This window comes from Dyella sp. AtDHG13, from assembly GCF_003201105.1.
In the GTDB taxonomy this organism is placed as follows: Bacteria; Pseudomonadota; Gammaproteobacteria; order Xanthomonadales; family Rhodanobacteraceae; genus Dyella; species Dyella jiangningensis_B.
This window is the reverse complement of sequence record NZ_QICJ01000008.1, coordinates 216,312-233,599: the sequence shown is the minus strand read 5'-3', so window position 1 is coordinate 233,599 and position 17,288 is coordinate 216,312. Positions and strand designations below refer to the sequence as shown.

At 66.8% G+C, this 17,288-nt stretch carries 17 protein-coding genes; 13 read left to right on the top strand and 4 right to left on the bottom strand.

Going from position 1 to position 17,288, the window contains the following annotated elements; genetic code table 11:
* Positions 1–57 precede the first annotated feature (57 nt).
* Positions 58–1,788: a glycosyltransferase family 39 protein gene (locus BDW41_RS14910; RefSeq protein ID WP_074552047.1), complete on the top strand. Its 1,731-nt coding sequence runs from the start codon at positions 58–60 to the stop codon at positions 1,786–1,788.
* 22 nt (positions 1,789–1,810) lie between these two features.
* Here BDW41_RS14910 and BDW41_RS14905 read toward each other — a convergent pair whose 3' ends face one another.
* Complete coding sequence (locus BDW41_RS14905; RefSeq protein WP_074552048.1) at positions 1,811–2,635, bottom strand: helix-turn-helix transcriptional regulator; 825 nt, start codon at positions 2,633–2,635, stop codon at positions 1,811–1,813.
* A 236-nt stretch (positions 2,636–2,871) separates the two neighbouring features.
* Between BDW41_RS14905 and BDW41_RS14900 the strand changes: the two genes are divergently transcribed.
* The 5 genes from BDW41_RS14900 (at position 2,872) to BDW41_RS14880 (ending at position 8,071) form a co-directional block, all read left to right on the top strand.
* Positions 2,872–3,111 (top strand): hypothetical protein, encoded by a 240-nt coding sequence (locus BDW41_RS14900; RefSeq protein WP_074552049.1) that lies wholly within the window; start codon positions 2,872–2,874, stop codon positions 3,109–3,111.
* Positions 3,112–3,197: 86 nt separating this feature from the next.
* Positions 3,198–3,653: a MarR family transcriptional regulator gene (locus tag BDW41_RS14895; protein ID WP_074552050.1), complete on the top strand. Its 456-nt coding sequence runs from the start codon at positions 3,198–3,200 to the stop codon at positions 3,651–3,653.
* Between the two features lie 29 nt (positions 3,654–3,682).
* On the top strand, positions 3,683–5,149 hold the full coding sequence (locus tag BDW41_RS14890; protein WP_074552074.1) for an efflux transporter outer membrane subunit: 1,467 nt from the start codon (positions 3,683–3,685) through the stop codon (positions 5,147–5,149).
* A gap of 23 nt (positions 5,150–5,172) precedes the next feature.
* Entirely contained in the window at positions 5,173–6,375 is a 1,203-nt protein-coding gene (locus BDW41_RS14885) for an HlyD family efflux transporter periplasmic adaptor subunit (RefSeq protein WP_074552051.1), read from the top strand.
* 175 nt (positions 6,376–6,550) lie between these two features.
* Positions 6,551–8,071 (top strand): DHA2 family efflux MFS transporter permease subunit, encoded by a 1,521-nt coding sequence (locus BDW41_RS14880; RefSeq protein ID WP_074552075.1) that lies wholly within the window; start codon positions 6,551–6,553, stop codon positions 8,069–8,071.
* Between the two features lie 81 nt (positions 8,072–8,152).
* On the opposite strand, the gene BDW41_RS14875 is transcribed toward BDW41_RS14880, so the two are convergent.
* Both BDW41_RS14875 and ftrA read right to left on the bottom strand, forming a co-directional pair.
* A complete protein-coding gene (locus tag BDW41_RS14875; protein WP_074552052.1) occupies positions 8,153–9,010 on the bottom strand; it encodes a hypothetical protein in 858 nt (285 codons plus the stop codon).
* A 78-nt stretch (positions 9,011–9,088) separates the two neighbouring features.
* Entirely contained in the window at positions 9,089–10,078 is a 990-nt protein-coding gene (gene ftrA, locus BDW41_RS14870) for a transcriptional regulator FtrA (protein WP_074552053.1), read from the bottom strand.
* A gap of 79 nt (positions 10,079–10,157) precedes the next feature.
* Here ftrA and BDW41_RS14865 point away from each other — a divergent pair, with 79 nt between their 5' ends.
* Together BDW41_RS14865 and BDW41_RS14860 are read left to right on the top strand one after the other, a co-directional pair.
* Positions 10,158–10,550 carry a rhodanese-like domain-containing protein gene (locus tag BDW41_RS14865; protein ID WP_074552054.1) on the top strand — a complete coding sequence of 131 codons (393 nt, stop codon included), beginning with the start codon at positions 10,158–10,160 and terminating at the stop codon, positions 10,548–10,550.
* A 65-nt stretch (positions 10,551–10,615) separates the two neighbouring features.
* A complete protein-coding gene (locus tag BDW41_RS14860; protein WP_074552055.1) occupies positions 10,616–10,921 on the top strand; it encodes a DUF1272 domain-containing protein in 306 nt (101 codons plus the stop codon).
* 59 nt (positions 10,922–10,980) lie between these two features.
* Here BDW41_RS14860 and BDW41_RS14855 read toward each other — a convergent pair whose 3' ends face one another.
* Positions 10,981–12,306 (bottom strand): MFS transporter, encoded by a 1,326-nt coding sequence (locus tag BDW41_RS14855; protein WP_110301617.1) that lies wholly within the window; start codon positions 12,304–12,306, stop codon positions 10,981–10,983.
* A 153-nt stretch (positions 12,307–12,459) separates the two neighbouring features.
* On the opposite strand from BDW41_RS14855, the gene cyoA reads away from it, so the two are divergent.
* The 5 genes from cyoA to BDW41_RS14830 are packed head-to-tail and all read left to right on the top strand — an operon-like array spanning position 12,460 to position 17,283.
* Positions 12,460–13,437, top strand: coding sequence for a ubiquinol oxidase subunit II (cyoA, locus tag BDW41_RS14850; protein WP_074552057.1), 978 nt, complete (start codon positions 12,460–12,462; stop codon positions 13,435–13,437).
* Positions 13,438–13,491: 54 nt separating this feature from the next.
* Positions 13,492–15,465, top strand: a complete 1,974-nt coding sequence (gene cyoB, locus BDW41_RS14845; protein WP_199535348.1) for a cytochrome o ubiquinol oxidase subunit I — start codon at positions 13,492–13,494, stop codon at positions 15,463–15,465.
* Positions 15,458–16,093 (top strand): cytochrome o ubiquinol oxidase subunit III, encoded by a 636-nt coding sequence (gene cyoC, locus BDW41_RS14840; protein ID WP_074552058.1) that lies wholly within the window; start codon positions 15,458–15,460, stop codon positions 16,091–16,093. Before cyoB ends, cyoC begins: the two co-directional genes overlap by 8 nt.
* Positions 16,090–16,482, top strand: coding sequence for a cytochrome o ubiquinol oxidase subunit IV (cyoD, locus tag BDW41_RS14835; RefSeq protein ID WP_074552059.1), 393 nt, complete (start codon positions 16,090–16,092; stop codon positions 16,480–16,482). Before cyoC ends, cyoD begins: the two co-directional genes overlap by 4 nt.
* Positions 16,483–16,515: 33 nt before the next feature.
* Positions 16,516–17,283 carry an SURF1 family protein gene (locus BDW41_RS14830; protein ID WP_074552060.1) on the top strand — a complete coding sequence of 256 codons (768 nt, stop codon included), beginning with the start codon at positions 16,516–16,518 and terminating at the stop codon, positions 17,281–17,283.
* Positions 17,284–17,288: the final 5 nt, after the last annotated feature.

Sequence of the window (17,288 nt, the reverse complement as noted above, 5' to 3'; positions counted from 1 at the left end):
CTGAAGCGTCGGCCCCTTGGTTTGCGACGCGGCTGTGCCGCCTCCCGGAATTGATGCATGTCCGTTTTCGCTGAAGCCACACCCCTGGAACGCCGCCGCTTCTGGCTGCTGATGCTGATCGCGCTGATCGTGATCGGCGCCGGCATGGGCCTGCGCGATCCCTGGCCGTCCGACGAGCCGCGCTTTGCGCTCGCCGCCAAGCAGATGGTGGAAAGCGGCGACTGGCTGTTCCCGCATCGCGGCAGCGAGCTGTATTCGGACAAGCCGCCCATGCTGTTCTGGCTGGAGGCCGCCAGCTATACCGTGCTGCGCAGCTGGCGCCTCGCCTTCCTGCTGCCCTCGCTGCTGGCCGCGCTCGGTTGCCTGGCCTTGGTGTACGACCTGGGACGTCGCCTGTGGAATCGGCAGGTGGGCCTGTATGCCGCGTCGGCGCTGCTCATCACGTTCCAGTTCGTCTACCAGACCAAGCGCGCGCAGATCGATCCGCTGGTGATGTTCTACATCACCGCGGCGAACTGGGGCCTGTTGATCCATATGTTGAAGGGCCCGAACTGGCGAGCCTTCTGGTTCGGCTGTTTCTGCGCGGGCCTGGGCGTGATCACCAAGGGCGTGGGCGTGCTCGCGCTGCTTCTGCTGGTGCCGTATCTGGTCGCCGCGTTCGGGCAATGGAACGGCGTATCGCGCATGGGCGAGGGCGCCTGGTGGCGCTGGGCGCTGGGCCTGGTCGCGTTGCTGCTGGCGATGTCGCTGTGGCTGGTGCCGATGCTGCTCGGCGCGAAGGCGCATACGGGCGACCCGGCCTATGCCGCCTACGTCAACGACATCCTGTTCCACCAGACGGCCGGCCGTTACAGCAAGTCGTGGGATCACCACCACAACACGCTGTACTACGTGCCCATCGTGCTGTTCACCTGGCTGCCGCTGTCGCTGACCTATCCCGGCACGCTGCCGCGCTGGTGGCAGGCGCTGAAGGCGAAGGACGCGCGCATCTTGTTGCCGCTGGGCTGGATCGTGCTGCTGCTGGTGTTCTTCTCGATCCCCAAGGGCAAGCGCGACGTGTACATCATGCCGGCGCTGCCGATGCTGGCGCTGGTCACCGCGCCTTATCTCGGTGAATTGCTGCAGAAGCGCTGGCTGCGCATCGCGGGCCTCACATTCATCGGCATCATGGGTGCGGCGATGCTGGGCGTGGGCACGGCGGCGCTGGTGGCGCATCCGAAGTTCGCCAGCGAGTTCGCCACCGCGCGCGGTTTCGAGGATGGCGGTCATGCGCTGTGGTGGATGGCCATCACCATCGGCGTGATCCAGCTGCTGCTGATCGCCACGCTGCGCGTGCGCCGCGCCGTGGCCGCCGTGGCGGGCGGCATGGCGGCGATGTGGCTGGTGTGGAGCCTGTGGGCCTATCCCATCCTCAACGATTCCAGCTCCGCCGCCGGCCTGATGCAGGACGTGCGCGAGCGGCTGCCGGCGGGCGACCAGCTCGGCATGGTCGCGTGGAAGGAGCAGAACCTGCTGATGCTCGACCGTCCCGCGACGGATTTCGGCTTCACCCGGCCGTGGCACGACCAGTACGCCGCCGCGGTGAAGTGGCAGGCGGAAGATCCCGCGCATCGCTGGCTGTTCGCGCTCGATGGCGTGATGGCCCAGTGCGTCGACCGCAGCAAGGCCATCAGCCTGGGCCACGCGAACCGGCGCGAGTGGTGGATGTTCAAGGCCGACGCCGTCGTGCCGGGCTGCCTGCCAAGCGAGGACGTGGATCGGGTGCCGGCCGCCGCGCTGGAGGAGTGAGGGCGGGAATTGACCCGCCCGGTCACTGCGCCGACTGCGTCGCGAAATACCTCGCCGGCGGCTGCCCGAAGCTGCGCCGGAACATCGCCACGAACGCGCTCACGCTGGCATAGCCCAGCGCATCCGCCACTACAGATACAGGCTCGCCATCGGCGAGTCGTTCCAGGCCGCGCGTCAGCCGCGCCAGCTGGCGCCACTGCGCAAAGCTCAAGGCCGTTTCGCTGCGGAACAGGCGGCTGAGGCTGCGCGGGGACAGGCCGGCCCAGGCGGCCCAGTCGTCCAGGCCGCGGTTGTCGTTGGGGTTTTCCAGCAGCGCCACGGCAATGCGCAGTGCGCGGCGATCGGTCGGCATGGGCAGGTGCAGGGGCTCGTGTCGCGCGCGGCAGATTTCTTCCAGCAGAACCCGGCTGATGCGTTCCTGGCTTTCGTCCAGTTCCCGCTCCCACACCCAGGTGCTGGCGCGGCGCACCAGGGCGCGCATCAGTTCGGTGACGGCGATGACGCACGGCTCGGCGGGCAGGCAACCGCATTCCAGCGGGGTGATGAACACGCCCCAGCCGCTCATGGAGCCGTTGAGGGTAACGGTGTGCTCCACGCCCGCCGGCATCCAGCCCGCGCGGTGGGGCGGCAGCAGCCATGAACCGTGCGCCGTGCGCACGTGCACCAAGCCGCTTTCCACGCAGTACAGCTGCCCGCGCGCATGGGAATGCCAGCCGTATTGGCGCGTGTTGTCGCTGTACTCGCTCGAGGCCTCGCCCTCGGTCCAGTAGGCGATCACGGGTGGCCCGTCCAGGCGCTCGATCAGGGCGTGGAACCGCGCCTCGTCTTTATCCGCTACATGGCCCATGGCCGATTCTCGACAAACTTTGACCAAATAACGCTAACAGTAATCCCCGCGCCTGCTCAATCATGCTGCTCCGTTTCTCACCGCTGCCGCCGCTCGCGGTGACGAACGTGCTGTCGGTCGCGGTTCCTCCGCCTGTGCCATTCCTCCTGCTTGATCCGGCGCCGTCACGCCCGCACCCCGACACACGTCCTCACTGAAGCCAGCGACGCCGCCCCCAGGCGCCGAAGGGAGAGCCCATGTCGATGATTGCCCTACGCATGCCTACCGCCGAGACCGCCCCGCTGGAGGCGTTCGTGGCCTGTGCCCACCAGATGCTGGACCCCGACACCCCCGAAGCCGCCCGCCGCGCGATGGAAACGCGGGTGCTCGCCCTGCTGCCCACCCTGCGGGCGCTGGGCGTGTTCGAGCTGTTCGAGTTGCGCGACCCGGCCTTGCGTACCTGGTTGAACGACGAGTTGCGGGAGGGAGCTCATTGAGGCGGCTCCAAATTTTGTTCAGGCAAAATCTATCGAGAACATATTTGCCTTGACAAATATATTTCCGGCAATAGAATGCCGGGTCCATGAGCCCCTCCAACCCTCCCTCGTACCCGCAGGACAGCATCGGCGTCCTCATCGGGCTGGTCCGTAGCGAACTGGTCCGCAAGATGGAAGCCGAGCTTCAGGCGTCGGGCGCGGACCTGCGCTTCACCCAGTTCCTGATCCTCAAGCGCCTGGCCTACATGGGCCCGATGTCGGCCAGCGAACTGGCCCGCGCGGTGGAACTGGACGGTGGCGCGATGACCCGCCAGCTCGACCAGCTTGAAGGCAAGGGATTGCTGCGCCGCCTGCCGCACCAGCAGGATCGCCGCGCCCTGCGCATCGAGCTGACGCCCGCCGGCGACGCCATGTGGCGGCAGATCACGCCCTGCAACGACCGGGTGCTGGACGCCGCCCAAAAGGCGCTCGATCCGACCGAACGCGAACAGCTGCGCGATTACCTGGAACGCGTGCTGGTCGCGCTCCGCGACATCCATTGATCCGTTTCACCTTTCTGGAAACCAAGCCCATGCGTCTGCAAATCATTGCGGCAGCCACCGGACTCTCCCTCGCGCTGGCGGGATGCGTCAGCAGCGGCGGCCTGCATCCGGAGGGCGCGCTGACCGATGCCTCTTCGCTGAAGGCCGATCGCAGCCTGTCCGGCGTCGCGCTGTCCCCCGCCGCCTGGCCCGCCAACGACTGGTGGACCGGCCTGGGCGACCCGCAGCTGTCCGCCCTGATCGCCGAAGCGCTGAAGGACAACCCCACCCTCGCCGTGGCCGACGCCCGCGCCCGCCAGGCGCAGGCCGAAGCCGGCGCGGCCGATGCGGACCGCGGCCCCAGCGTGACCGCCGGCGCCAACGTGATCGGCCAGCGCCTGCCACTCACCGCCGCACCGCCGGAACTGGGCGGCGGCAAGTTCACCTGGTTCAAGGACGCCCGCGCCAGCTTCAGCTGGGGCCTGGACCTGTGGGGCGGCAAGCGCGCCGCGTGGGAAGCCGCCGTGGGCATGCAGCGCGCGGCCGAGATCGAGCAGCAGGCCGCGCGCATCGAGCTGTCCACCAACGTGGCCCGCGCCTATGTGCAGCTGTCCTATGCCTATGCGCAGCAGGACGTAGCCAGGGCCGAGCACGAGCGCGCCACTACGGCCCGCCAGCTGACGCAGCAGCGCGTGTCCGCCGGCCTCGACAACCAGTTGCAGCTCAAGCAGAGCGACACCGAAGTGGCCAACGCCGATCAGCAGGTGGCCGCGGCCAACCGCGCCATCGACGCCGCTCGTTCCTCGCTGTCCGTGCTGCTGGGCAAGGGCCCGGATCGCGGCCTGGACATCGGCCGTCCGCAGATGCTCTCGCCGGCCGCGCTGACCGCGCCGGCGGACCTGTCGACCGAACTGCTCGGCCATCGCGCCGACATCGTCGCCGCGCGCTGGCGCGTGGAATCGGCGGGCAAGGAGATCAAGGTCGCCAAGACCCAGTTCCTGCCCAACGTGAGCATCAGCGCCATGGCCGGCGTGGCCGCGTTCGGCAGCATCAACCCGCTGCAGCTGCCGGCGCGCTTCTACACCTTCGGCCCCTCGCTGAGCCTGCCGATCTTCGACGGCGGCCGCCTGCGCTCGAACCTTTCCGCCAAGGACGCGCAGTACGACGAGGCCGTGGCGCAGTACAACCAGACCCTGGTGCGCGCGGTGAACGAAGTGGCCGACGGCTACGACGCCGTGCAGTCCGCGCAGGAACAGGTCGCCGCCCAGCGGCGCGCAGTGGATGCCGCCACGCAGGCGTGGCAGCTTTCCCAGCAGCGCTACAAGGCGGGCGTCGGCAGCTACCTGGAGGCGCTGATCGTGCGCCAGCAGCTGCTCGCCGCGCAGGAACGCCTTGCCGCGCTGCAGTCGCAGCAGGTCGATCTGTCGGTGCAGCTGATCCAGGCCCTCGGCGGCGGTTTCCGTCCGCAGGGCACGGCCGACGTCGCCGCCCAGACTTCCCCCGATCATTCGCTTTGAGCACTTAGAAAAAGGCTGCCCCCATGTCTAGCCAAACCCCGCTTGCGGCCGAGAACGCGGCCGCCCAACCTCCCAAGAGCCGTCGAGGCTTCCTGCTGCGCGCGCTCGCGGCCGTGGTGGTGCTTGCCGCCATCGGCTGGGGCCTGTGGTACTTCCTCGAAGGCCGTTGGTATGAAGAGACCGACGACGCCTACGTCAACGGCAACGTCGTGCAGATCACCCCGCAGGTGCCCGGTTCGGTGATCACCATCGGCGCCGACGACGGCGACCTGGTGCATGCCGGCGACGTGCTGGTGAAGCTCGACCCGGCCGACGCCGACGTCGCGCTGCAGCAGGCACGCGCCAACCTGGCCAGCACGGTGCGCAAGGTGCGCGGCCTGTACAGCAACGTCAGCGGCGCCCAGGCCGAAGTGGCCGTGCGCAAGACCGCCGTGGACAAGGCGCAGGCCGACTACAACCGCCGCCGCGACCTGGCCAAGTCCGGCGCGATCTCGGCGGAAGAGCTGTCGCACGCGCTCGATGCGCTGACCAGCGCGCAGAGCGCCCTGACCACCGCGCAGCAGCAGTTGCAGACCAACAAGGTGCTGGTGGACGACACCGTCGTCGCCTCGCATCCGGACGTCCAGACGGCCGCTGCCCGCCTGCGCGCCGCCTACCTCGACGACGTGCGCACCTCGATCGTCGCGCCGGTGGACGGCTACGTCGCCAAGCGTTCGGTGCAGCTGGGCCAGCGCGTGGCCCCGGGCACGCCGCTGATGGCCGTGGTGCCGCTGCATGAGGTGTGGATCGACGCCAACTTCAAGGAAACGCAGCTCACCAACATGCGCATCGGCCAGCCGGTGGAGATCCGCGCCGACGTGTACGGCGGCAGCGTGACCTACAAGGGCACCGTGCAGAGCCTGGGCGTGGGCACGGGCAGCGCGTTCTCGCTGCTGCCGGCGCAGAACGCCACCGGCAACTGGATCAAGATCGTGCAGCGCGTGCCGGTGCGCGTGTTCTTCACCGATGCGAAGCAGCTGGAAGACCATCCGCTGCGCATCGGCCTGTCGACCAAGGTGGAAGTGAACCTGCACGACCAGAAGGGCCTGCTGCTCGCCAACCAGGCGCCGACGCAGCCGGCCTTCAAGACCGACGTGTACAAGGAACAGCTGGCCAAGGCCGACGGCATGATCGCGGAAATCATCCACGCGAACATGGCCGGTGCCGGCGAAGGCCAGAAGCAGTAAGCAGTTTGTGGCTGGCGTGGAGGCGCTGCATCGCCATCCATGCCAGCCACGCTTTTCATTCCAAGCGTCGTTCCTGCGCGCCCCGGGTGCACCGGAATGACGAGCAAAAAGCAGAAGCCGCTTCGATGCCTTGCTCGAAGCGGACACACCCTTCATTCCGCAGGTTAACCGTGCGATGAGCCAAGATTTCCGTCCGCCCAACCTGGCGCTGACCACCGTCGGCCTCTCGTTGGCGACCTTCATGCAGGTGCTGGACACGACGATCGCGAACGTGTCGCTGCCGACGATTGCCGGCAACCTCGGCGTGAGCGTCAACCAGAGCACCTGGGTCATCACCTCCTTCGCGGTGAGCACGGCCATCGCGCTGCCGCTCACCGGCTTCCTCACGCGCCGTTTTGGCGAGGTGAAGCTGTTCATCTGGTCGACGCTGCTGTTCTCGATCGCCTCCTTCCTGTGCGGCCTCGCGCAGAGCATGCCGATGCTGATCCTGTTCCGCGCGCTGCAGGGCGCCGTGGCCGGCCCGATGTATCCGATCACGCAGAGCCTGCTGATCTCCATCTATCCACCCGCGAAACGAGGCATGGCGCTGGCGCTGCTGGCGATGGTGACGGTGGTGGCGCCCATTGCGGGCCCGATACTGGGCGGCTGGATCACCGACAACTATTCGTGGCCGTGGATCTTCTTCATCAATGTGCCCATCGGCATCTTCGCCAGCACGGTGGTGGCGAATCAGATGAAGGGCCGCGTGGACGTGACCATGCGGCCGAAGATGGACTACGTCGGCCTCATCACCCTGATCGTGGGCGTGGGCGCCTTGCAGATCGTGCTCGACAAGGGCAATGACGAGGACTGGTTCAGCTCGCAATTCATCGTGATCACCACCATCGTGTCGGTCATCGCGCTGGCGGTGTTCCTGATCTGGGAACTCACCGACAAGGAACCCATCGTCAACCTGCGCCTGCTGCGCCACCACAACTTCCGCACCGGCACGATTGCGCTGGTGCTGGCCTACGCGGCGTTCTTCGCCATCGGCCTGCTGGTGCCGCAGTGGCTGCAACGGAACATCGGCTACACCTCCACCTGGGCGGGTTTCGCCGCCGCGCCGCTGGGCATCCTGCCGGTGATGCTGACCTTCATCGTGGGCAAGTACGCGCCGCGCACCGACATGCGCCTGCTGGCCTCGTGCGCGTTCCTGGTGATGGGCGCCACATGCTTCATGCGCTCGGAGTTCTTCACGCAGATCGACTTCTGGCACGTGGCGGGCGCGCAGTTCATCCAGGGCCTGGGCGTGGCGCTGTTCTTCATGCCGGTGACCACGATCCTGCTGTCGGACCTGCTGCCCAACGAGATCGCCGCGGGCGGCGGCCTGGCGACCTTCCTGCGCACGCTGGGCGCGAGCTTTTCGGCGTCGCTCACCACCTTCCTGTGGGATCACCGCGCCATCGTGCACCACGCGCACCTGACCGAGCACATCACGCCGTACGACAGCTCGCCGCAGGCGGCGCTGCAGGCCGCGGGCGTGACGGGACAGGCAAGCAACGGCCTGCTGGAGCAGCTGATCAACCAGCAGGCGTACCAGATCTCGTTCAACGAGGTGTTCCACATGCTGGGATGGGTGTTCCTCAGCCTGATCGTGGTGGTCTGGCTGGCACGTCCGCCGTTCAGCGCGAAGGCGGGCCCGGGCGCGGATCACTGATCGGTTCCAGGCGTGCATACGAGAAAGGCCGCAGCGATGCGGCCTTTTTCTTTGCCTTGGCGCAGGCTGGCGGATGTCTCCTCACGACCAGGCGATCACTCCGATCGCCCCCAGCGCCAGCAGCACGCCCACGACGTTCAGCCAGCTCAGGCGCTCGCGGAACGCCAGCGTACCCACCAGCGCGCCCAGCGCCACCACGCCGAGGTTCATGCTCGCGAACACCAGCGAAGGATGATCCGGCAAGGCCCGGTGCCCGCGCAGGTAGAACACGATGTTGCCGAAGTTGGCCAGGCCCAGCAGCAGGCCGGCCACCGCATCGCGCACGGTGAAGAAGGTGCGGTCGTGCCAGCGGCGCCACAGCAGGATCGCCAGCGACACCACGAAGGCAAGCGCGAACATCGCCTGCAACGAGGCCTCGAACGGCGCGCCCGCCACCGCGACGCGCTTGAACAGGATGTCGATGACGCCGAAGCCCACGAACACCACGCAAGGCCACAACCAGCCGCGTTCGCCCTGGCTGGCGCCGGCCGGCGCCGCGCGCCACACCATGCACAGCAGCGCCGCCAGGCCCAGCGCGATGCCCACGGCCTTGCCCGCGCTCAGCGCCTCGCCGAACAGCAGGAAGGCCGCCAGCAGGGAAATCAGCAGCGACAAGCGCTGCGCGGCGTCCGTACGCACGATGCCCGCGCTGCGCACCGACGCGGCCAGGGCGAGGAAGATCAGCGGCAACAGCAGGCCCAAGCCGACGAAGCCCAGCCACGGCGCCTGCGGACTGGCCAGCACCGCCAGCGACGGGCGGAACACCATCGCCGTCAACGCGCTGGTGGCGACGTAGTTCCAGGCGATGGCCTGGCCCACGTCGACCGACAGCCGCCGCGCGAGCTTGAGCAGCACCGAGACCAGCACGCTGCAGACAACGCTCAGCAACACATAAACCATGGGGAATCCTTGTGGGAGGCGAAGCTGGCTTCGCCGGTATAGCGGACCTTGATGTCAGCCGTCCTGCGGCCGCGAACGCTATCGCTGATGGGTGAAGCGCTCGCGATAGCGTGCCGGGCTCAGTTGCAGTTGCTGGCGGAAGTGGTGCCGTAGGGTATCCGCGCTGCCGAATCCGCACACCTGCGCCACGCGGTCCATGCCCATGCCGCTGCCTTCCAGCAGCTCGCGGGCGCGGCCGAGGCGTTCGCGGATCAGCCACTGCTTGGGCGAGCAGCCGGTGGCCTCCTCGAAGCGCCGCAACAAGGTGCGCTCGCTCATGCGCGCGCGTTCGGCCAGCAACGCCACCGGCTGCGGCTGGTCGAGATGGCGGCGCATCCATTCCAGCAGCTTGCCCAGCCCATCGCCCTGCGCAGGCATCGGCGACTGGATGAACTGCGCCTGCCCCCCATCGCGATGCGCGGGCACCACGGCCCGGCGGGCGACGGCGTTGGCCACCTCGGGGCCGTAATCGCGGCGGATCAGATGCAAGGAGAGATCCAGCGCCGCGGCGCTGCCGGCGGAGGTGAGCAGGCGGCCCTCGTCCACATAGAGCACGTCGGGCTCGACGTGCACGCGCGGATAACGCTGGGCCAGCGCATCCGCGTAGCGCCAGTGCGTGGTGGCGCGCCGTCCGTCCAGCAGGCCGGTGGCGGCCAGCACGAACACGCCGGAGCAGTACGACAGCAGCCGCGCGCCCCGTGCGTAAGCGGCGTGCAGGGCCTCCAGCAAGGGCTCAGGCGGCGGCGCATCGACGCCGCGCCATCCCGGCACCACGATGGTGCCGGCGCTGGCCAGTGTGTCGAGACCGTCGTCCGCCAGCACGCGCATGCCGCCCGCCGCGCGCATGGGTCCGCGGTCGACCGCGCACAGCCGGAACTCGTACCACTCCGAAAGCTCGGGCCGCGGCAGGCCGAACATTTCCACCGCAATGCCGAACTCGAACGTGCACAGGCCGTCGTACACCAGGGCGGCCACCTGTCGGTTGGGTGGCCCGGATGGACGCCTGGATCGCTTTGGCGGATTTTTCATGGTAAATGGCATTCTTGCCAATGTTCGCCGGCGGCGCCAGTGCCGACAATGCCGCCATCCCAACCGACGGAGCCAGACGATGAGCAGTGTGGTGCAACGCGTTCCCGCCGCCGCCAGCCAGGACGCGCTGGCGCATTTCCAGGCCCGCCTGGGTTTCGAGACCGATTGCGCGGACGTCCATTACGCCTCCAACCACGAGACCAAGGACTTCGTGCTGCTCGACGTCCGCACGCCCACGCTCTACGCCGCCGGCCACGTGCCCGGCGCGGTGAACCTGCCCACGCGCATGATCAGCGAGCAGCGGCTGGCCGAGTACCCGTCCGATACCTTGTTCGTGGTGTATTGCGCGGGGCCGCACTGCAATGGCGCCAACAAGGCGGCGGTGAAACTGGCGCAGCTGGGGCGGCCGGTGAAGGAGATGATCGGCGGCCTGACCGGATGGATCGACGAAGGCTTCGGCCTGGCGCGCTGAAATGAGTGGCCCGCCGCTCGCCCAACACCTGATCACCATGCGCACCCCACGACCGAGGACACCTCATGCTGGAACTGCGTCCCACCTGCGAGCAGTGCAACAAGACGCTGCCGCCGGCCTCGACCGAGGCCATGATCTGCTCGTACGAGTGCACCTACTGCCGCGATTGCGTGGACGCGCTGCACAACGTGTGCCCCAACTGCGGCGGCGGCTTCACGGCGCGCCCCATCCGCCCCGCCCATGCGTGGCGGCCGGGCGTTTCGCTCAGCGATCAACCCGCCACGCGCACCGTCACGCACAAACCGGTGGACCTGGCCGCTCACGCCCGCTTTGCGGCGCAACTGGAAGGGTGGGCGCCGGAGCAGCGCTGAGCGCACGCGATACCACGACGGCGCGTCGATACGCGCCGTCGTGAGTTCTCACACGCGCCTTATTCCCGCGCCGCCAGCGCGCGATTCACACGCAAGGCCAGCAAGGTGCAGATCACGCCGGAGAGCAGATAGGCGCTGACCGCCACCAGTCCGAAGCGCGTGGACAAACCCAAAGCCACCAGCGGAGCGAAGGCCGCACCGATCAGCCAGGCGAAGTCGGTGGTGAGTGCTGCGCCGGCGTAGCGCAGGCGCATCTCGAAATTGGACGTAACGCTGCCGGCCGCCTGCCCGTACGACAGGCCCAGACCGCCAAAGCCCAGGATGATGAAGGCGTCCTGCCCCAGCTTGCCGCCGCCGAGCAGCCAGGGCGTGAGCAAGGCGAAGATGGCGATCAAGGCCGCCATGGTTCCGAGTGTCGTGCGCCGGCCGATGCGGTCCGCCAGCAGGCCGGAGATGATCATGCCCACGATGCACGCGCAGGCGCCGATGATTTCCGCCACCAGCACGGCATTCACCGACTGCGTGGAACCGAGGACGATCCACGACAGCGGGAAGATCGTCACCAGGTGGAACAGCGCATAGCTCGCCAGCGCGGCGAACGCGCCGATGAAGATGTTGTAGCCCTGCGTGCGCAGCAGCTCGACGATGCCGATGGGTTCCAGTTCGCGCTCTTCCATCGCGACGGTGTATTCCTCCGTCACCACCAGGCGCAGGCGGGCAAACAAGGCCACCACGTTGATGGCGAAGGCGACGAAGAACGGATAGCGCCAGCCCCAGTCGATGAAGTCTTCGTCGCTGAGGTTGCTGTGCAGGAACAGGAACAGGGCGCCCGCCACCATGAAACCGATCGGCGCGCTGAGCTGGCCGAGCATGGCGTACCAGCCGCGACGCTGCGGCGGCGTGTTGAGGGCGAGCAGGGAGGGCAGGCCATCCCACGAGCCGCCCAGGGCGATGCCCTGCAGGATGCGGAACAACACCAGCAGGCCGATCGACCAATCGCCGATCACCCTATAACCAGGCAGGAAGGCCATGCCCGCCGTGGCGCTGCCGAGCAGGAACAGCGCGATGGTGAGCTTGATGCCGCGGCTCCAGCGCCGCTGGAAACTCATGAAGAGCGCCGTGCCGAAGGGCCGCGCGAGGAAGGCCAGTGAAAAGATCGTGAAGGCGTAAAGCATGCCGTTCAACGGACTGGCGAACGGGAACAGCAGGGAGGGAAAGACCAGCACGCAGGAAATGCCGAACACGAAGAAGTCGAAGTGTTCGGAGGTGCGCCCGATGATGACGCCGACGGCGATCTCGCCCGGTGCAACCTTCGCGTGCGCCTGGATGCGCCCGATGTCCTCTACCGTGTGGCCCGCGCCGTGCTCAGGGAACGTGCTTGACATAGTCATTACCCGGGAAGAAGGAATATGTCTGGGGAAGTTCCGAGCCACACTATGGCACTACCGCGCCACTCGCGTCACTTGGAATGTTGCCTGTTCCGGTTTCGCGCCGACTGGCGTACCGTTCTCCACACTCGTTGCGCCGTCGGTATGTCTATGAAGGCTTTCCGTGGACTGCTCGTATCTGTCGCCCTGCTGCTTGCGGGTTGCCAATCCGTATTGATGTCGCCATCGGGCGACCTCGCGGTGCAGCAGCGCAACCTGATCATCACCTCGACGGTGCTGATGCTGCTGATCATCGTGCCGGTGATCGTGCTCACGCTGCTGTTCGCCTGGCATTTCCGCGCATCCAACAAGAAGGCCACCTACGATCCCGACTGGGATCACTCCACCATCCTCGAACTGCTGATCTGGGCCGCGCCGCTGCTGATCATCATCGCGCTGGGCGCGATCACCTGGGTCAGCACGCACAAGCTCGATCCCTATCGTCCGCTCGAACGCGTCGCCGCCCACCGCCCGATGCCGGCCGGCGCGCGACCGCTGCAGGTCAACGTGGTCGCGCTCGACTGGAAATGGCTGTTCATATACCCGGAGCAAGGCATTGCCACCGTGAACGAACTGGCCGCGCCGGTGGATCGCCCGATCCAGTTCAAGATCACCGCCTCCTCGGTGATGAACTCGTTCTTCATCCCCGCGCTGGCCGGGCAGATCTACGCCATGCCCGGCATGGAGACGCAGCTGCAGGCCGTGATCAATGCGCCCGGCGAATTCCAGGGCTTCTCGGCCAACTACAGCGGCCACGGTTTCTCGGGCATGCATTTCCTCTTCCACGGCGTCAGCGAGGAAGGCTTCGCGCAATGGGTGCAGAAGGCCAAGGCCGGCGGCGGCGACCTCAGCCGTGAGGCCTACGTGAAGCTGGCCCAGCCCAGCGAAAACGACCCGGTGACGTACTACGCCACGGTGGAGCCGGGCCTTTACCGCGCCATCCTCACCAAGTGCGTGGATCCGGAAAGCCCCTCGTGCATGACGCGCATGGACCTGAGCCCGCACGAGACCAGCGACTCGGGTGTGATGCTGCAACCCGCATCGACCCGCGGCATGGCCGCCATGGCTGACCATCCCCACTCCGACTGATCCTTCCATCCGGTGGTGTCCACGATGCTTGCCCAAACCGACCTCGCCAAGCTGATCTTCGGTCGACTCACGCTGGACTCGCTGCCGCTGCACGAGCCCATCGTCGTGTATACGTTCGTGGCGGTCGCCATCGGCGGCATCGCGCTGCTGGGCGCCATCACCTACTTCAGGCTGTGGGGCTACCTGTGGCGCGAGTGGTTCACCAGCATCGACCACAAGAAGATCGGCATCATGTACATGATCCTGGGCTTCGTGATGCTGCTGCGCGGCTTCTCGGACGCGATCATGATGCGCGCCCAGCAGGCGATCTCCTTCGGAGATTCGCACGGCTACCTGCCGCCGGAGCATTACGACCAGATCTTCACCGCGCACGGCGTGATCATGATCTTCTTCGTCGCCATGCCTATGGTGACGGGCCTGATGAACTTCGTCATGCCGCTGCAGATCGGCGCGCGCGACGTGGCGTTTCCCTTTCTCAACAACTTCAGTTTCTGGATGACGGTGGCCGGCGCCATGCTGGTGATGGCCTCGCTGTTCATCGGCGAGTTCGCGCGCACCGGCTGGCTGGCCTATCCGCCGCTGTCGGACATCGTGTCCAGCCCCGATGCGGGCGTGGATTACTACATATGGGCCTTGCAGATAGCGGGCGTGGGAACCTTGCTGTCCGGCATCAACCTGCTGGTGACCATCGTGAAGATGCGCGCGCCCGGCATGACCATGATGAAGATGCCGGTGTTCACCTGGACGGCGCTGTGCACCAACGTGCTGATCGTGGCGGCCTTCCCGGTGCTCACCGCCGTGCTCGCGCTGCTGGCGCTGGACCGCTACGCCGGCACCAACTTCTTCACCACCGAGCTTGGCGGCAACGCCATGATGTACGTGAACCTGATCTGGATCTGGGGACATCCGGAGGTCTACATCCTGATCCTGCCGGCGTTCGGCATCTTCTCCGAAGTCACCGCCACCTTCAGCCGCAAGCCGTTGTTCGGCTACGCCTCGATGGTGTACGCCACGGTAGTGATCACCGTGCTGTCGTACCTGGTGTGGCTGCACCACTTCTTCACCATGGGGTCGGGCGCGAGCGTCAACTCGTTCTTCGGCATCACCACCATGATCATCTCGATCCCCACCGGCGCGAAGATCTTCAACTGGCTGTTCACCATGTACCGCGGGCGGGTGGAGTTCCAGCTGCCGATGATGTGGACGGTGGCCTTCATGGTCACCTTCGTGATCGGCGGCATGACCGGCGTGCTGCTGGCGGTGCCGCCGGCGGATTTCTCGCTGCACAACAGCCTGTTCCTGATCGCGCACTTCCACAACGTGATCATCGGTGGCGTGCTGTTCGGCCTGTTCGCCGGCATCACCTACTGGTTCCCCAAGGCGTTCGGCTTCCGGCTCGATCCGTTCTGGGGCAAGTGCTCGTTCTGGCTCTGGGTGGTGGGTTTCTACTTCGCCTTCATGCCGCTGTACGTGCTCGGCCTGATGGGCGTCACGCGCCGGCTCAGCCATTTCGACGATCCCTCGCTGCAGATCTGGTTCCAGATCGCGGCGTTCGGCGCCTTGCTGATCGCGCTGGGCATCGCGTGCAACATCATCCAGTTCGTCGTGAGCTTCAGGAACCGCGACAAGCTGCGCGATACCACGGGCGATCCGTGGGATGGCCGCACGCTGGAGTGGTCCACCTCCTCGCCGCCGCCGAAGTACAACTTCGCCTTCACGCCGCTGGTGCATGACCACGACGCGTGGTGGATGATGAAGAAGCACCACTACCAGCGGCCCATCGGCGGCTTCGTGCCGATCCACATGCCGCTCAACACCGGCGCAGGCATCATCATGGGCGGGCTGAGCTTCGTGTTCGGCTTCGCCATGATCTGGTACATGTGGCTGCTGGCGGCGGTGTCCTTCATCGCGCTGCTGGCGGTGGCGATCGGCCATACCTTCAACTACCACCGCGACTATTACCTGTCGTCGGAGGAAGTGACCCGCACCGAAGCATCCCGAACGGAGCTGCTGGCCAGCCATGTCTGAGATATCGACGACTCTCCCCGGTAGCGGCCCGGCGAAGCCGCTGGCCTTTTACGACACGGCGGAACACCACCCGGTCAACGGTACGTTGCTGGGGTTCTGGGTGTACCTGATGAGCGACTGCCTGGTGTTCGCCTGCCTGTTCGCCGCCTATGGCGTGCTGGGCCGCGAATACGCGGGCGGGCCCACGGCGCAGGAGGTGCTGGAGCTGCCGGCGGTGGCGGTGAACACCACCTTGCTGCTGCTTTCCTCCATCACCTACGGCTTCGCCGTGCTGGCGATGCAGCGCAACCGCCAGAACCCGATGCTGGTGTGGCTGGTGATCACCGGCCTGCTGGGCGCGGGCTTCATCACGCTGGAGCTGCGCGAGTTCGCGCACCTCATCTCGATCGGCGCGGGGCCGCAGCGTAGCGCCTTCCTGTCCTCGTTCTTCACCCTGGTGGGGACGCATGGCCTGCACGTCACCTGCGGCCTGATCTGGCTGGTGGTGTTGATCACGCAGGTGCTGAGGAAGGGCCTGATCACCGCCAACAAGCGCCGCCTGCTGTGCCTGTCGATGTTCTGGCACTTCCTCGACGTGGTGTGGGTGGGCGTCTTCAGCTTCGTCTATCTGATGGGAGTGCTGCCATGAGTGCGCATGACGAGTTGCACGCCCACGGCGGCGACCACGGCCACGACGAGGAGGATTTCGGCATCCACGCCACCCTGGGCGGCTACGCGACGGGCTTCGTGCTGTCGGTGGTGCTCACCGTCATTCCGTTCTGGCTGGTGATGGGACACGTCATCACCAAGTCGAGCACGGCGGCGGTGATCATCCTGGGGCTGGCGGCGGTGCAGATCGTGGTGCACATGATCTACTTCCTGCACATGAACGCGAAATCGGAAGGCGGCTGGAACATGCTCGCGCTGGTGTTTACCATCGTGCTGGTGGTCATCACGCTGAGCGGGTCGATCTGGATCATGTATCACCTCAACAGCAACATGATGCCGTCGATGATGGATCCGTCGAACCTGCCCTGACGATCCACACCCCATCCAGAGACGTGGTTCCCGATGAGTGTTGCTGAAGAACCGGGCCGCCAGCCGCGCGGCCCCGTGGCGCTGGCCTTGCTGGCCTTTCTTGGCGTGGTGCTGTTCGCCGGCTTCGTGGCGCTGGGCACCTGGCAGGTCTATCGGCTGGGCTGGAAGCGCGACCTGATCGCACGCGTGGATGCGCGCGTGCATGCGCCACCGGTCGCAGCACCGGGCCCGGCCGAATGGCCCGGCGTGGATGCGCAGTCCGCCGAGTATCGCCACATGACGCTGCACGGCGCCTTCCTGCACGACAAGCAAACCCTGGTGTGGACGGCGACGGACTATGGCACCGGCTACTGGCTGCTCACGCCGCTGCAGCAGGCGGATGGTTCGATCGTGCTGGTCAACCGCGGCTTCGTGCCCACCGACTGGTGCGGCATCAAGGGCAGCTGCGCACGCGGCCCGACCGGCGACACTAGCGTGACCGGCCTGCTGCGCATCAGCGAATCGCCGCGCCCGTTCCGCCATAACGACCCGTCACGCGACAGCTGGTACACGCGCGACGTGACCGCCATCGCCGCGGCGCGCGGGCTCAGCCATGTAGCGCCATATTTCGTGGACCAGGATGCGGCACCCGGCACGCGCGACGCCGGCAAGCCGGCGTGGCCGCAAGGCGGGCTCACCGTCATCGCGTTTCCCAACAACCACCTGAGCTACCTGATCACCTGGTATCTGCTGGCGCTGATGGTGCTGGCGGCGGGCATCTACGTGGCGCGGGACGAGCGGCGGCTGCGCCGCGGTCGCTAGTCCCG

Excerpts from the sequence above, each read along its gene's own strand:
- BDW41_RS14880 (WP_074552075.1), top strand. The coding sequence starts at position 6,551 with ATGAGCCAAGATTTCCGTCCGCCCAACCTGGCGCTGACCACCGTCGGC.
- BDW41_RS14890 (WP_074552074.1), top strand. The coding sequence starts at position 3,683 with ATGCGTCTGCAAATCATTGCGGCAGCCACCGGACTCTCCCTCGCGCTG.
- BDW41_RS14910 (WP_074552047.1), top strand. The coding sequence starts at position 58 with ATGTCCGTTTTCGCTGAAGCCACACCCCTGGAACGCCGCCGCTTCTGG.
- BDW41_RS14830 (WP_074552060.1), top strand. The coding sequence starts at position 16,516 with ATGAGTGTTGCTGAAGAACCGGGCCGCCAGCCGCGCGGCCCCGTGGCG.
- BDW41_RS14855 (WP_110301617.1), bottom strand. The coding sequence starts at position 12,306 with ATGTCAAGCACGTTCCCTGAGCACGGCGCGGGCCACACGGTAGAGGAC.
- cyoA (WP_074552057.1), top strand. The coding sequence starts at position 12,460 with ATGAAGGCTTTCCGTGGACTGCTCGTATCTGTCGCCCTGCTGCTTGCG.
- cyoC (WP_074552058.1), top strand. The coding sequence starts at position 15,458 with ATGTCTGAGATATCGACGACTCTCCCCGGTAGCGGCCCGGCGAAGCCG.
- ftrA (WP_074552053.1), bottom strand. The coding sequence starts at position 10,078 with ATGAAAAATCCGCCAAAGCGATCCAGGCGTCCATCCGGGCCACCCAAC.
- BDW41_RS14895 (WP_074552050.1), top strand. The coding sequence starts at position 3,198 with ATGAGCCCCTCCAACCCTCCCTCGTACCCGCAGGACAGCATCGGCGTC.
- BDW41_RS14860 (WP_074552055.1), top strand. The coding sequence starts at position 10,616 with ATGCTGGAACTGCGTCCCACCTGCGAGCAGTGCAACAAGACGCTGCCG.
- cyoD (WP_074552059.1), top strand. The coding sequence starts at position 16,090 with ATGAGTGCGCATGACGAGTTGCACGCCCACGGCGGCGACCACGGCCAC.
- BDW41_RS14905 (WP_074552048.1), bottom strand. The coding sequence starts at position 2,635 with ATGGGCCATGTAGCGGATAAAGACGAGGCGCGGTTCCACGCCCTGATC.
- BDW41_RS14865 (WP_074552054.1), top strand. The coding sequence starts at position 10,158 with ATGAGCAGTGTGGTGCAACGCGTTCCCGCCGCCGCCAGCCAGGACGCG.
- BDW41_RS14900 (WP_074552049.1), top strand. The coding sequence starts at position 2,872 with ATGTCGATGATTGCCCTACGCATGCCTACCGCCGAGACCGCCCCGCTG.
- BDW41_RS14875 (WP_074552052.1), bottom strand. The coding sequence starts at position 9,010 with ATGGTTTATGTGTTGCTGAGCGTTGTCTGCAGCGTGCTGGTCTCGGTG.
- BDW41_RS14885 (WP_074552051.1), top strand. The coding sequence starts at position 5,173 with ATGTCTAGCCAAACCCCGCTTGCGGCCGAGAACGCGGCCGCCCAACCT.